15 protein-coding genes, 1 tRNA gene and 1 pseudogene are annotated in these 13407 nt (G+C 66.0%); 8 read left to right on the top strand and 9 right to left on the bottom strand.

The window, feature by feature from the left end; translation table 11 throughout:
* Positions 1-3: 3 nt before the first annotated feature.
* From tatA to BN4346_RS37470, 7 genes are all read right to left on the bottom strand, one after another.
* Positions 4-234 (bottom strand): Sec-independent protein translocase subunit TatA, encoded by a 231-nt coding sequence (gene tatA, locus BN4346_RS37505; RefSeq protein ID WP_046284045.1) that lies wholly within the window; start codon positions 232-234, stop codon positions 4-6.
* Positions 235-390: 156 nt separating this feature from the next.
* Positions 391-621: a DUF2510 domain-containing protein gene (locus BN4346_RS37495; protein WP_067973492.1), complete on the bottom strand. Its 231-nt coding sequence runs from the start codon at positions 619-621 to the stop codon at positions 391-393.
* Positions 618-1583 carry a helix-turn-helix transcriptional regulator gene (locus tag BN4346_RS37490; protein ID WP_067973485.1) on the bottom strand — a complete coding sequence of 322 codons (966 nt, stop codon included), beginning with the start codon at positions 1581-1583 and terminating at the stop codon, positions 618-620. Before BN4346_RS37490 ends, BN4346_RS37495 begins: the two co-directional genes overlap by 4 nt.
* Positions 1580-2575, bottom strand: coding sequence for a helix-turn-helix transcriptional regulator (locus BN4346_RS37485; protein WP_067973482.1), 996 nt, complete (start codon positions 2573-2575; stop codon positions 1580-1582). Before BN4346_RS37485 ends, BN4346_RS37490 begins: the two co-directional genes overlap by 4 nt.
* Positions 2576-2612: 37 nt before the next feature.
* Positions 2613-3104: a hypothetical protein gene (locus BN4346_RS37480; RefSeq protein WP_067973480.1), complete on the bottom strand. Its 492-nt coding sequence runs from the start codon at positions 3102-3104 to the stop codon at positions 2613-2615.
* Positions 3105-3114: 10 nt separating this feature from the next.
* Positions 3115-4473 carry a Pup--protein ligase gene (gene pafA / locus BN4346_RS37475; protein ID WP_096867537.1) on the bottom strand — a complete coding sequence of 453 codons (1359 nt, stop codon included), beginning with the start codon at positions 4471-4473 and terminating at the stop codon, positions 3115-3117.
* A 61-nt stretch (positions 4474-4534) separates the two neighbouring features.
* The gene (locus BN4346_RS37470; protein ID WP_067973476.1) at positions 4535-5158 is read right to left on the bottom strand and encodes an ANTAR domain-containing response regulator; all 624 of its coding nucleotides are present in this window, start codon (positions 5156-5158) and stop codon (positions 4535-4537) included.
* Positions 5159-5238: 80 nt separating this feature from the next.
* On the opposite strand from BN4346_RS37470, the gene BN4346_RS37465 reads away from it, so the two are divergent.
* Positions 5239-5315, top strand: a tRNA-Leu gene (locus BN4346_RS37465).
* Positions 5316-5488: 173 nt separating this feature from the next.
* Here BN4346_RS37465 and BN4346_RS37460 read toward each other — a convergent pair.
* Positions 5489-5785 (bottom strand): CDGP domain-containing protein, encoded by a 297-nt coding sequence (locus BN4346_RS37460; protein ID WP_154677605.1) that lies wholly within the window; start codon positions 5783-5785, stop codon positions 5489-5491.
* 217 nt (positions 5786-6002) lie between these two features.
* Between BN4346_RS37460 and BN4346_RS47735 the strand changes: the two genes are divergently transcribed.
* Positions 6003-6545, top strand: a complete 543-nt coding sequence (locus BN4346_RS47735; protein ID WP_154677604.1) for a hypothetical protein — start codon at positions 6003-6005, stop codon at positions 6543-6545.
* Between the two features lie 393 nt (positions 6546-6938).
* Positions 6939-7496 carry a hypothetical protein gene (locus tag BN4346_RS37455; RefSeq protein WP_154677603.1) on the top strand — a complete coding sequence of 186 codons (558 nt, stop codon included), beginning with the start codon at positions 6939-6941 and terminating at the stop codon, positions 7494-7496.
* A gap of 27 nt (positions 7497-7523) precedes the next feature.
* Here BN4346_RS37455 and BN4346_RS37450 read toward each other — a convergent pair.
* Positions 7524-7641: pseudogene (locus BN4346_RS37450) on the bottom strand (YnfA family protein); the annotation flags it as partial.
* Between the two features lie 77 nt (positions 7642-7718).
* Between BN4346_RS37450 and BN4346_RS37445 the strand changes: the two are divergent.
* The 5 genes from BN4346_RS37445 (at position 7719) to BN4346_RS37425 (ending at position 13320) form a co-directional block, all read left to right on the top strand.
* Positions 7719-9029 carry an adenylate/guanylate cyclase domain-containing protein gene (locus tag BN4346_RS37445; protein WP_067973467.1) on the top strand — a complete coding sequence of 437 codons (1311 nt, stop codon included), beginning with the start codon at positions 7719-7721 and terminating at the stop codon, positions 9027-9029.
* 77 nt (positions 9030-9106) lie between these two features.
* Positions 9107-10360 carry an alpha/beta hydrolase gene (locus BN4346_RS37440; protein ID WP_078058676.1) on the top strand — a complete coding sequence of 418 codons (1254 nt, stop codon included), beginning with the start codon at positions 9107-9109 and terminating at the stop codon, positions 10358-10360.
* 32 nt (positions 10361-10392) lie between these two features.
* Positions 10393-11001 (top strand): HdeD family acid-resistance protein, encoded by a 609-nt coding sequence (locus BN4346_RS37435; protein ID WP_078058675.1) that lies wholly within the window; start codon positions 10393-10395, stop codon positions 10999-11001.
* 98 nt (positions 11002-11099) lie between these two features.
* On the top strand, positions 11100-11666 hold the full coding sequence (locus tag BN4346_RS37430; protein WP_067973463.1) for a DUF4190 domain-containing protein: 567 nt from the start codon (positions 11100-11102) through the stop codon (positions 11664-11666).
* A gap of 64 nt (positions 11667-11730) precedes the next feature.
* Entirely contained in the window at positions 11731-13320 is a 1590-nt protein-coding gene (locus BN4346_RS37425) for an IS1182 family transposase (protein ID WP_067973461.1), read from the top strand.
* The last annotated feature ends 87 nt before the right edge of the window (positions 13321-13407 follow it).

The raw sequence follows: 13407 nt of genomic DNA, 5'->3' as shown, positions 1-13407 counted from the left end.
GGGTTACGCCGACTGGCCGCCGGCCGCCGGCGGATCGACCCGCTCGGACTGGACGGTGGTCGAGGTGGCAGTCGAATCCGGCTTGCTCTCGTTCTGCAGCTCGCGGACCTCGGACTTGAAGATGCGCAGCGACTTACCGAGCGAGCGTGCCGCATCGGGCAGTCGCTTGGCGCCGAACAGAATGATCACGGCGACGGCGAGGATCGCCAGGTGCGACGGTCCTAAAGCGTTCACTTTGGTTACCTCCAGACGTCGTCACGATGCTACCGCAGCTCAGGAACCCGGTGGTTCAGCGAGGCTCGACGAAGGAGAGGCGAAGCTGGAACCGCCGCATCAACCCGGTGGTTCAGCGAGGCTCGACGAAGGAGAGGCGAAGCTGGAACCGCCGCATCAACCCGGCGGTGCATCCCGGGGCCGGGTGGTCTCCGTCCAGCTGTGACCATCGAAGTAGCGCAGCAGCTCGGGGTCAGCCGGATCGGGATACCAGTTCGCCGTCATGGGTGGCTGACCAGCGTTCTTCGCCTTGGCCTTGAGCAGGAAAACGATGCCCACCACAACTCCTACCATCAGGGCCAGGAAGGTGATGTCGGCTACCAGGGCTCCGACGCTGTACAGCGTCAAGGGCGCACCTGCTCATACATCGCCAACGCGGCCACCGAGGCCTCGCGCACGCCGGCAACCACCGATTCCGGCGCCACCACCTGCACCTCGTCGCCCATACCGAGCAGCAGCCGGATCAGCCACTCCTCGGAGGCGTAGGTCAGTTGGGCTTCACGCCAGCCCTCGGCAAGCTCGCCGAGGGCCTGCATCGGGTAGTACTCGAACATCCACGCCGCCGACGGGGCCACTCGCATGATGGCCACCGGCAGTGACGGGTCGGCGTCGAACAGTGAGGTGTCGGTTTCGGCCCGCCGCGCCGGTTCGGGCGGCGCCGACGGCTCGTCGAGGAGCCGGGCGTCGTCAATGCGGTCGAACCGGAACAATCGCACTCCCTCGGACTCGCGGCACCACGCCTCCAGGTAACTGTGCGCGCCGATCAGCACCACCCGGATCGGATCCACGATCCGCTGCGACACGCTGTCTCGCGATGCCGCGTAGTAGTCGATCGCCAGGGCTCGGTGTTGCTGGACGCCGTCGCGGACGACGTCTTGTCGGGCAAAGTCGGCGGCCGACTCGTCGTGCACGGCGGAGGCGGGCGACGCTGGTGCCGCGGCTCCAGCGGCCTCCTCGATCTTGGCGATCGCGCTGCGGGCGGCCCGGGGGTCGACGATGCCGGGCATATCGACCAGGGTGCGCAATGCCATCAGCATGGCGGTGGCTTCCCGCGACGTCAGTCGCAGCGGACGATCGACGCCGGCGGATTCGAACACGTCCAGGCGGTCTTCGTAGAACGTCACGTCGATCAGCTCGCCGGGCCCGTAGCCGGGCAGGCCGCACATCACCAGCTGCTCCAGATCGCTCTGCAGCTGGCTGAGGCTCACGCCGAGTTCGGCGGCGGCCTGCTCCTTGCTGATCCCGGGGCGAGCCTTCAGATACGGCACCATATTCAGCAGCCGGACCAGGCGTTTCGACAGCTGGGTCACACCGGCACCTCCCCCACGCGAGCACTCAAGCGCGCCACCACATCGTCGCGCAGCGACGGCGGGTCCACGACGACGGCGTCGGCCCCATAGCCAGCGATCTCCCGGGCCAGCCGGTCATGGGTTCCCATGTCGACGCCGATGAGGTCGCCGTCGCGGCCGGCAAGAGCCTGACGGGCCAGTACCGTGCCGGCCCGGCGCAGCGCCACGGCGCGGCCATCGGCGACCCAGATCCGGGCCTGCAGCCCGCTGGGGGCATCGCCGACGGCGTCGGCGACGATGGCGCGCAGATCGGCGGTGTCGGGTCGGGCGACGGCGTCGGGCGGCCCGATCGGCCGCACCTCCGGCGCGATCCGCGACATCCGGAAGGTACGTACCGCGTTGCGGTCGCGGTCATGGCCCACCAGATACCAGCGGCCGGCGTGGGCGACCACTCCCCACGGTTCGACGGTGCGGGTGACATACGGCTCGACCGGTGAGGGGCGGTGCTCGAACTGCACGGCCTGGCCCGCCTGCACGGCATCCATCAACGCGCCCAGCGCCGGTTCGGCCCGGTGAATTCCCGGCAGAGCGGTCGGCGGCGCCACCAGCACGTCGGCTTGATTCGGGTCCACCTCGACACCGGCGGCATGCAGTTTGGCGACGGCGCCCTCGGCGTTGGCGCGCAACTCCGGGGACTGCCACAGCTGCACCGCGACCGCGACCGCGGCGGCCTCTTCGCGGGTCAGGTCAATCGCCGGCAGCGCGTACGTGTCGGGGTTGATCCGGTAGCCCTCCACCGTGTCGAACCCCGACACTTTGCCGGTCTCCAGCGGAATGCCCAGGTCACGTAGCTCGTTCTTGTCGCGCTCGAACATCCGCGAGAACGCGTCGTCGCTGGGGCTGTCGCCGTAGCCGACTACGGTGGCCCGGATCTTCTCGGCGGTCAGGTAGCTGCGGGTGGCCAGCAACGCGATGACGAGATTGAGGAGTCGCTCGACTTTCGCGGTCGCCATGACAAGACAGGATAAGGCTCGCAGGTTGCGGGGTTGTTCAGGTACAGGCCGCGGGTGCGCATGTCATTCCTGGGAAGTCCCAGGTGCTGCACTGGTAGTCCGAGAATCGCGGGTCATCGGTGGGCGGTTCGTCCGCGACGTCCGTGCGCACCGCCACTTTCGCGCCGTAGACGCCCGGGTACAGCGGCATCAGCCGGTCGTCGTTGGGGAAGGTCACCGAGAAGCTGTCGCCGTTGTGCACGTCGCGGGTCTCGGTGTAGGTGAGGGTGTGCGACGGACCGGCCAGCTCCAGCGGCGCACCGGAGGCGGTCAGGTGCATCTGGAAGGTCAGCCGTGCAGCGGGCCGGTCGCTCCGGCAGTCGCTGACGTCGACCCGGCTGCCCATGTAGTCGGCCCCGTTGACCGAGTAGACGAACGGCTTGGCCACGCTGAACTGACACGTGACGACGGCGTCGGCGTGCGCGGCCGGCGCCACGGTCAGCGCGATACCCAACGGGATGAGCGCGGCCAGGCCGCTGAGCCGGGTCATCGCTGGTTCGCTACATGCTGGCGATCAGGCGCTTGACCCGCTCGTCGACCGAGCGGAACGGGTCTTTGCACAGCACGGTGCGCTGGGCCTGGTCGTTGAGCTTGAGGTGCACCCAGTCGACGGTGAAGTCGCGGCCGGCTGCCTGTGCGGCACTGATGAATTCGCCGCGCAGTTTGGCGCGGGTGGTTTGCGGCGGGGTGTCGACGGCTTCGTCGACGTCTTCGTCGGTGGTGACCCGGGTGGCCAAGCCCTTGCGCTGCAGCAGATCGAACACTCCACGCCCGCGCTTGATGTCGTGATAGGCCAGGTCCAGCTGGGCGATCTTGGGATCGGACAGCTCCATGTTGTAGCGATCCTGGTAGCGCTGGAACAGCTTTCGCTTGATCACCCAGTCGATCTCGGTGTCCACCTTGGCGAAGTCCTGGGTTTCGACGGCGTCAAGCTGGCGGCCCCACAAATCGATGACCTGCTCGAGCTGGGGGTTGCTGGCCCGGGTCTGCACGTACTCCACGGCCCGCCCGTAGTACTCGCGCTGGATGTCCAGGGCGCCGGCTTGGCGCCCGCCGGCCAGCCGTACCGGCCGCCGGCCGGTGACGTCATGGCTGACCTCGCGGATCGCCCGGATCGGGTTGTCCAACGAGAAGTCCCGGAAGGACACCCCGGCCTCGATCATCTCCAGCACCAGCGCGGCGCTGCCCACCTTGAGCAGGGTCGAGGTCTCGGACATGTTCGAGTCGCCGACGATGACGTGCAGGCGCCGGTACTTCTCGGCGTCGGCATGCGGCTCGTCGCGGGTATTGATGATCGGCCGCGACCGGGTGGTGGCGCTGGAGACGCCTTCCCAGATGTGTTCGGCACGCTGGGACAGGCAGAACGTGGCGGCCTTGGGGGTCTGCAGCACCTTGCCGGCGCCGCAGATCAGCTGGCGGGTCACCAGGAACGGCAGCAGCACGTCGGAGATCCGGGAGAACTCCCCGGCCCGCACGATCAGGTAGTTCTCGTGGCAGCCGTAGGAGTTGCCGGCCGAGTCGGTGTTGTTCTTGAACAGGTAGATGTCGCCGCCGATGCCCTCATCGGCCAGCCGCTGTTCGGCGTCGATCAGCAGGTCTTCGAGCACCCGTTCACCGGCCCGGTCGTGGGTGACCAGCTGAGTCAAGTTGTCGCATTCGGCGGTGGCGTACTCCGGATGACTGCCGACATCGAGATACAGTCGAGCGCCGTTGCGCAGGAACACATTCGAGCTACGTCCCCACGACACCACCCGGCGGAACAGATAGCGCGCCACCTCGTCGGGCGACAGCCTCCGATGGCCGTGGAAGGTGCAGGTGACACCGAACTCGGTCTCAATGCCCATGATTCTGCGCTGCACGTCATCGAGCGTACTGGTTGAACCAGCGCGACGGGGCTCAGCGCCGATGGTGGCGTGGCGGTCAGGCCGGTGGGTTGACCGGGGCCTCGACGTTTTCCAGCACCACTTCGGCCACCTGCCGCATGGTGGTCCGCTTATCCATCGCCGCGCGCTGAATCCACTTGAAGGCCTCGGGTTCGGTGAAGCCGTGCGCGGTCTGCAGCACACCCTTGGCCCGCTCGACGAGCTTGCGGGTTTCCAGCTGGTCGGACAGGCTGCTGACCTCGCGCTCCAACGCCGTGATTTCCTCGGCCCGGCTGACCGCCAGCTCGATGGCCGGGACCAGGTCACCGGCGGTGAACGGCTTGACCAGGTAGGCCATCGCGCCGGCGTCGCGGGCCCGTTCCACCAGATCGCGCTGGCTGAACGCGGTCAGGATGACGATCGGCGCGATCCGCTTGGCGGCGATCTCGGAGGCCGCGTCGATGCCGTCGCGGCGCGGCATCTTCACATCCAGGATCACCAGGTCCGGGCGCAACAGCTCGGCAAGCTCGACGGCTTCCTGCCCGTCGCCGGCCTCGCCCACCACCTCGTAGCCCTCCTCGCGCAACATCTCGGCGAGATCCAGCCGGATCAGCGCCTCATCCTCGGCGATCAGGACCCGCCGGGCGGGACGCGGGCTGCTGGCGGACGTGGAGTCGGTCATCCCCCTATTCTGTCGCGGCTGCCGGCTGGAGCAACAGCGCGGGGCATCGTCTAAGGTAGGAAGCCGCGCGTCAGCGCCGGGCCCTCGTATCCCAACTGGCAGAGGAAACGGATTCAAAACCCGTGCAGTGTGAGTTCGAATCTCACCGAGGGCACCACAAGTAGCACCGATATTCCTGTAGGTCATGAGGCTTGTCGACAGTCTCTAATGGCACCAACCGCCGCTTCGGGCTGCATTCGTGGTGAGCGTGTAGCCAGCGAGACGGTGGTCGTAGGCCCATCTCAACCACGAGCGCCTCACCGAAATCCTCGACGTGCGGTGGCTAGACGTTCACTCTTCGATGTGGTGGTCGGGGGTTCCGAACGGAATGCTGCCCTGGTCGATGATGTCGCATTTGTTGCCGCCGGGGATGTAGCTACCGCCGGGGACGTAAGAGGGCTGCCAGGTTGCGCAGCGCTTCCAGGTGCCGTCCTCACGGATCGGACCATCGCAGTACATCGAGCCCCAGAAATTCGACTCGCATCCCGGTTGGGGATCGCCCGGTACCGCCTGCGCGGCCACCGGGGTCGACGCTGCCGCAGCCACCAAGATCGCGACAACGAACGAAAGTCTACGAATACATCCCATGTGGGGCACTATATTCGACGTCTGCGTAGCCGCAGGCCTGAATGACGACGGTGGGGCCTCCGCGGTGCGTTCGTGTCGTTGACCCCCGGCGCGGCGAGCACCGCTGATTGACAGGCAAGATTACCCCATGATAAGTATTTGCTCAGAAGAACATGATTTCAACCTGTGTAGTTGAGAATGATTCGCGATCTATAGACCGATACCTGGAGGAGCTCAAGTGACGTATGCCGTGAGCCGAAACGCACGAGCTACAGCTGCCGTCACGGGCCTCGGTTCGTTGGGACTGGCGATAGCATGTTTGACGTCTGCACCGACGGCCAAATCGGATGTTGATGAATTTATCGATCCATCCATCACATCTTCGGTTGACGGAGATTTTAACAATGACTCCGATCCCGATTTGGACATCCATTCATCGGTCGTGGAGCTCGGTGATCATTCGGCCGTGATTGATGCTGCGGTCGATGTTTCCTCGCTGGCTATCACTCTGGATGACCTAACGAATAACTCGGATTACCATCCCAACGCGGGCAGCGCTGAGGCTGATTACGTCGGCACTTTCGCTAGCGATAGTGGGGAACCTGGTCCAGCTGCATCTTATACTTCAGACGGCAAACTGATTGGTGACAACGGTAGCATATACGATCGAACACAGGGATATGATAGTGGCAATCCGTTTTTGGACATCTTCCAGTATTTCTTTTCGTTCATATCAAATCTTTTTCAATCAATAATGAGCCTGTTCGGATTTGGTCGTTGATCGTTCTGTCTAACGGCCCGCGTCGGCGGACGTTCTCACTGCACGCACGCCGACCGACTTCGCGCTGGTAAACAACAGGACCGGGCCGGAGCGCTGCTGTGCGGCGCCGCAGCCTCCATCGCCATAGTGTCCGCACCGAAACCACCGCACTGCCCCGTGCCGAACAAGGTGGTCCCGGGCGCTCGGCCGGTTCGGGTTTGCTACGGCTCCGTCCACCCGGCTACCGATGCGGCAGCACATCCGTACTCCAGATCACATCACGGCATTCGGTCCTCGCCATTTGCCTACGAAGAAGAGCCCACGAGTCCCGAACGATTCGCCATTGTCGCCCCCTACCGACACCGTCGAACCTAGACTCGGGCACGCCGCGACTACGGCAGCCGAGGAGGGCCCTTGAGAAAAGCCGTGCTGGGTGCGCTGGTGCTGCTGTTGGGCGTGTCGGTCGGCTTTCTTCTGTGGCCGTCGAACGAAGACACGAAGCACGTGCCGGCCAAGGCTCGCGGGCAATTCGACGACGCGCCATCTGGCCATGACGGCGGCGTCGGCGGCAACCTTCTGCAACGCGACCCGCTGCAAGAGATGGTTGGCGAGCCCAGTTACGACGACTGCGAATCGTGCCAGCTGCCCTTCGTGCCGTTTTTCGGGACGCGGGCCGGGATCAACTGCGAAATCAATTACCGGCGAGGCGATCTGCCCGATTCGGCTTACTGCATGTCGGTAAATCCGCCGCAGCACGTATCGATGGACACCGACGGGGAGTTGTCGATCTGCCGGGACGGCGTCAACTGCTTGTCTAATCCCCCGTCCGACCAACCGATTCTTCCGTTCGGCCAGAGCGCGGGTGCCGGACCGTTCACTTGCCAATCGGAAGCCACCGGGGTGACCTGCACCCTCGAATCCTCTGGCCGCGGCTTCGTGATCTCAAGTTCGGGGATCGAACCCGTGGGCTGACGAGCGTCAGCGCGGCCAATACATGGTCACGCCGGCGCCGACCCACAGCAGGCCGCGGTGCTCGCGCCCCCTGCCACACCAGCCAGGCACCGCCGATCTCCGCGACGGCCGCCAACACGAACAGCGCGACGGAACGCATCACCATGACCGCTGACCCTAGACGCGGGCCGCCTAGCTGGTGAAACCCCCATCGGCCCAGCTCACCGGATTAGGCTGTCGGTTGTGTCCGTCAAGCGGTTCCTCGCGGTGCCGGCCGAGGCTCAGAGCCCCTACCGGCGCACACACTGCATACCGGCCCGCACCCGCCATTACGCGGCGCGATTGTCGCAGCGGCTGCGGATCCTCAAGGTGGCTGCTGGACTCGCCGCGTTCATCAGCGCCGGGTGGGGCATGCTGGAGATCTGGGCTGACCCCGCCTACTGGTGGATCGGCGCGATCAATCTCGTCGCCGCCGCCGCGCTGGCCCTGACCCCGCTGTTGTACCGCTACGGCGAGCTCATCGCTCCCCTGACCTTCGTGGCCATCGCCTATCTGACGACCGCCATCGTCTGCTGGATGGTGGGAACCGGGTCGGGAATCCAGTTCTATTTTCTGGCTTCGGCATCGATCAGCGTGCTGATTCTGGGCGTGGACCGGATCAAATTGGCCGCCGTCGTGGCCGGCATCGGTGCGGCGCTGACCATCGCCCTGCAATTCTTGGTCCCCGACGACAACCTGCACCAACCGGAGTGGCTGCACAGGCTGTCCTACGTGCTGGTGGTGGTCTCGGCCTGCTTCATGGTGGTAGCCACGGTCTGGTTCGCGCTGCGCGAGATCTCCCACGCCGAAGCGGCGATGGAGGCCGAATATGAACGCTCGGAAGCCCTGTTGGCCAACATCTTGCCCACGGCGGTCGCGGACCGGCTGAAGAACCCGGCGGTCGAGGTGATCGCCGACAGCTACCCGGATGCCTCGGTGTTGTTCGCCGACATCGCCGACTTCACCCGGCGGGCCAGCCAGACCGACCCGGGCCAACTGGTCGGGTTTCTCAATGAGCTCTATAGCGGGCTGGACCTGCTGGTTGATCAGCACGGCCTGGAGAAGATCAAGACCAGCGGCGACTCCTACATGGTGGTCAGTGGAGTTCCCGACCCGAGACCGGATCACCTGCATGCGCTGGCGCGGCTGGCGCTCGACATCGCCGCAACCGTCGCCGAACTGCGTGATCCGCTGGGCCGGCCGGTATCGCTGCGGATCGGACTGGCCACCGGGCCGGTGGTGGCCGGGGTCGTCGGCAACCGCCGGTTCTTCTACGACGTGTGGGGCGACGCGGTGAATCTTGCCTCCCGGATGGAGTCGACCGGCGCCCAGGACCGCATCCAGGTGCCGCAAGCGGTCCACGAGCGCCTCAACGATGACTTCGTGTTCGAGGAGCGCGGCGACGTCGACGTCAAAGGCAAGGGCGTCATGCGCACCTGGTTTCTGGTCGACGCCCGTCCCCCGGTCTCGCGCGGTCCGGCGCCCCGATCGCTATCGGCGACCCCGGCGGGCTGACCACCGCACAGACCCGGTGCTCCGGCCGGCTTCGGTAGGGTGCCGGGGCAGGTCGTCCCACAACGCTGAGGAGCGCAATGAGAAGGCTTTTGGCCGTGCTCGGCTCGCTGGCCGGTCTGGCCACCACGATCAATGGCTACCGTCCGCTGACCAAGCGCGGTTATCCGTCGCTGTATGCGTTCGCCTTCGGCCTGTTCGCCTCGGAGCTGCCGCTACAGCTCATCGCCGGCCAGTCCGCGGCCTTGGCGGCGGTGAGCCGGCGGCTATCCCCGCCGGCTCGGCGGACCACCTGGCTGCTGTCGGCGATCTCGTGGCTGGGCCTGTTGGGGCTGAACTATGCCGGGCGTACCGCCAATAGGCCGCTGACCGCGGCACTGGATGCCGAACTCGGTGCGGGACGACGCACCGAAAGCCGGGACCTGTGGAAGCGGCCGGGCCCGGACGCGGAAATCGCCAAGGCACCCGGCGTGGTACGCATGATGCGGGTCTACCAGGACTACGCCACCGACTCCGACATCCCTTACGGCGAATACGGCGGCCGCAACACCCTCGATATATGGCGGCATCGCGACCTGCCCCGCGATGGCCGGGCGCCGGTACTGCTGCAGATTCCCGGCGGTGCCTGGATGGTGGGAAGCAAACGCGGCCAAGCACATCCGCTGATGGCCCACCTGGTGGAACGCGGCTGGGTGTGTGTGTCGATCAACTACCGGCTGAGCCCACGGTCCACCTGGCCCGACCACATCATCGACGTCAAGCGGGCCCTGGCGTGGACCAAAGCGCACATCGCGGACTACGGCGGGGACCCCGACTGGGTCGCGGTGACCGGCGGCTCCGCGGGTGGCCATCTGTGCGCCCTGACCGCGTTGACCGCGAACGATTCGCGTTTCCAGCCGGGTTTCGCCGACGCCGATACCAGCGTGCGGGCCGCGGTCCCGTTCTACGGGATCTATGACTTCACCGGCGAGACCGGATTGCACCCACTGCTGACCCCGGCATTGGGGGCCTACGTGTTCAAACAGAGCCGGCGGCGCTTCCCGGACACCTACCGCGACGCCTCCCCGATGACGTACCTGTCCGCCGATGCGCCCCCCTTTTTCGTGCTGCACGGCACCAATGATTCGTTGGTGCCGGTGGAGCAGGGCCGCGCATTTGCCGACCGGTTACGGGAGGCCAGCACGAGCCCGGTGGTCTATGCCGAGTTGCCCTTGGCGCAGCATGCTTTCGACATTTTCGGCTCGCCCCGGGCAGCGCATACGGCGGTAGCCGTCGAGCAGTTCCTCGCCGAGATCTACGCGCGGCAGACCACACAAGTGATCTCCGGTCGCTGAACGGCGGCCAATACCCGGCCGGAACGCGGTTTCTGTGCCAGACTTCGGCCATGGAAACATCGGTTTCGAGCCTGCTGCCAAATTTGTGGAAGTCGACACTGGTTTCTGGTGTCTTGGCCCTCGTTTTGGGCGTGCTGGTCCTGGTCTGGCCGGGCCGGTCCATCATTGCCGCTGCGGTGCTGTTCGGTGTCTACCTGGTGGTCACCGGAATCGCGCAGTTGATCTTCGCCTTCAGCCTGCCCGTCATGTCCGCCGGCGGCCGGGTGTTGCTGTTCCTCAGCGGTACCGCGTCCGTGATTCTGGCCGTCCTGTGTTTCCGGCACTTCAACTCCGACGAAGAAGCCCTGGCGGTGCTGCTGCTGGCCATCTGGGTCGCGGTCGGCTTCATCTTCCGCGGAGTGGCGACCACCGTGGCGGCCATCAGCGACCCGGCAATGCCGGGCCGGGGTTGGCAGATCTTCATGGGCGTGGTCAGCCTGCTGGCCGGTCTGGTGACCCTGGCGTCACCGTTCGAGTCGCTGTGGGTGCTGGCGTTGGTCGTCGGCAGCTGGCTGATCGTCATCGGCATCGTCGAGATCGTCACCTCGCTCAAGATTCGGAGCGCATCCCACAAAGTCACCACTGCGCTGTCGGCCGGGTAGCGGCAGCGCAGCCCGCGGCCAGTTTGCCCAGTCGCGGGTACCCTTGGGGTCTGACCTATTTTGACACCTGCCTGAAGCTCTGATCTGGAGTCTGCTCAATGCCCGAGTCCGGCATGCCCTCGTTATCGCCTGAGTCTCAGCAATCCTGGCCGTCACCCGGTCCCAGCTATCCCCCGCCGCCGAACTACCCATACCCGTATCCGGCGCCCGGGCAGTACCCGGGTTACCCGCCACCGGCGGCGCCCCCGGTACTCAAGAACGGTGCCGGCATCGCCGCCCTGGTGGTCGCCATCGCCGGTATTGTGACCGCACTGTCGGTGATCGGTGGAGTCGGATTAGGCCTGGCAGCGGTGGTGCTCGGCATCATCGGCCGGGGCCGCGCCAAACGCGGGGAGGCCGACAACGGCGGCGTCGCGCTCGCCGGGATCGTCTTGGGTGCGCTGGCGGTGATCGCCGGCATCGGTTGCATCTTCGTCTACGTCGGCATCTGGCGGACCGCCGGCGCCGGCGACTACGTGGCGTGCATGTCAAAGGCTGGTTCGGACACCGACGCCCAGCAGCAGTGCACCGAACGGTTCCGTGAACACTTCGAGAACACCTTCGGCAGCGGTGCCGACGCGCCCATGGTGCAGGAGGAATCGGACTCCGCGCTGATGCCGGCCTAGGACTCTGCTGAATAATCCCGCGTGGCTTCGTGGTGTGGTTGGTGGTGCCTGGGATTCTTGGTGGGTGCAGGGTGAGGCTGATCGTCAGCGAGATCTGTTGGATGTGGAATCGGTAGTGGGGCATCTGCTCCCGGCTGGGACGGTGTTTGCGTTCTTGGCCGAACATCGGACCCGGTTGTTCCCGGCGGAGATGTTCTCTGATCTGTTCCCGTCGGGTCGTGGACGGCCGTCCGTCCCGCCTGAGGTGGTCGCCTCGGTGATCGTGTTGCAGACCTTGCATGGGCTCTCGGATCGTGAGGCTGCCGAGGCGGTGATGTTCGACCTGCGGTGGAAGGCGGCGTGTGGGTTCGCGATCGACGCTGCTGGGTTTCACCCGACGACGCTGACCTATTGGCGGCGCCGGCTGGCGGCCAGCGATAGGCCGCAACGGATTTTCGATGCGGTTCGTGAGGTCATCACCCAGACCGGGGTGTTGGCTGGCCGGGCGCGGAGGGCACTGGATTCGACGATCCTCGATGACGCGGTCGCCCGCCAGGACACCGTGACTCAGTTGATCGCGGTGATCCGTCGGGTCGGCCGCGACGTGCCCGGTGGCAACGCGGTGGTTACCGCGCAGTGCACACGGCTTGCGGCGTTGACCGGGCAGGACTACACCGCGACGGGCAAGCCGCGGATCGCCTGGGATGACCACGCCGCGCGGGAGGAATTGGTCACCGCACTGGTCAACGACGCTTTGGCGCTGTTGGGGGCCCTCGATGTCGAGACGATCGCGGAGCAGGGCGGTAAGCCCGCCGAAGCGGTCGCGTTGCTTGCCTTGGTCGCAGGCCAGGACGTTGAGCCCGCCGAGGGTTCTGACGGGACCGACGGGCGGTGGCGGATCGCGCGGCGCACCGCGCCGGATCGGATGATCTCGACCGTCGACCCCGATACCCGCCATGCGCACAAGACTCAGCACCGCCGCCAGGAGGGGTTCAAGGCCCATGTCGTGGTCGAGCCCGACACCGGTCTGACCACGACCGTGCGGTTGACGAAAACGAACGGTCCGGATAACTCCGATGCGAACGTGGGCGCGCAGTTGGTGACCGCTGACCCGACCATCGCCACGGGTCAAGACGTCGAGGTACTGGGTGATTCCGCCTACGCCACCGGTGACATGCTGCACACGCTGGATCACAAGCAGTGGACGCCGCTGGTCAAACCCTGGCCGGTCAAGCCCGCAGTCGAGGGCGGTTTCACCATCGACGACTTCACCCACGATCCATATGCCGCGACGTTGACCTGCCCGGCAGGGGTAGCCAAGCGAATCACCAAGAGCCGCAAGGCCGTTTTCGGGATCGCATGTGCGCAATGCCCGCTGCGGGCGCGATGCACCACCGCCAAGAAGGGCCGCACCATCGAGCTGCACAAGCACGATCTGCTCCAGCGTGAACACCGTAAACGCGCCGCCGATAGTGACTTTCAGGCCACCTATCGCCGGCATAGGCCGATGGTCGAACGCACCATCGCCTGGCTCACCCGCGGGAACCGGCGAGTGCCCTACCGCGGAATCGCCAAGAACGACGCTTGGCTGCATCACCGCGTCGCAGGGCTGAACCTGCGCCGACTGATCACCATGGGCCTGACCCATACCGGCACCGCCTGGACGCTGGCCTGATCCAGCGGCGCAAGGCTGTTGCCCTCAACCCCGCCCAGTGTCACGATCACCACGCCGGAATGACCTCGCCCGTCGGCCCCAGGGCCT

Origin of the sequence: Mycolicibacter icosiumassiliensis, assembly GCF_900078685.2 — a bacterium.
Taxonomy (GTDB): domain Bacteria; phylum Actinomycetota; class Actinomycetes; order Mycobacteriales; family Mycobacteriaceae; genus Mycobacterium; species Mycobacterium icosiumassiliensis.
This window is presented reverse-complemented; position numbering and strand designations above follow the sequence as displayed.

Excerpts from the sequence above, each read along its gene's own strand:
- BN4346_RS37485 (WP_067973482.1), bottom strand. The coding sequence starts at position 2,575 with ATGGCGACCGCGAAAGTCGAGCGACTCCTCAATCTCGTCATCGCGTTG.
- BN4346_RS37480 (WP_067973480.1), bottom strand. The coding sequence starts at position 3,104 with ATGACCCGGCTCAGCGGCCTGGCCGCGCTCATCCCGTTGGGTATCGCG.
- BN4346_RS37470 (WP_067973476.1), bottom strand. The coding sequence starts at position 5,158 with ATGACCGACTCCACGTCCGCCAGCAGCCCGCGTCCCGCCCGGCGGGTC.
- BN4346_RS37460 (WP_154677605.1), bottom strand. The coding sequence starts at position 5,785 with ATGGGATGTATTCGTAGACTTTCGTTCGTTGTCGCGATCTTGGTGGCT.
- BN4346_RS37440 (WP_078058676.1), top strand. The coding sequence starts at position 9,107 with ATGAGAAGGCTTTTGGCCGTGCTCGGCTCGCTGGCCGGTCTGGCCACC.
- BN4346_RS37430 (WP_067973463.1), top strand. The coding sequence starts at position 11,100 with ATGCCCGAGTCCGGCATGCCCTCGTTATCGCCTGAGTCTCAGCAATCC.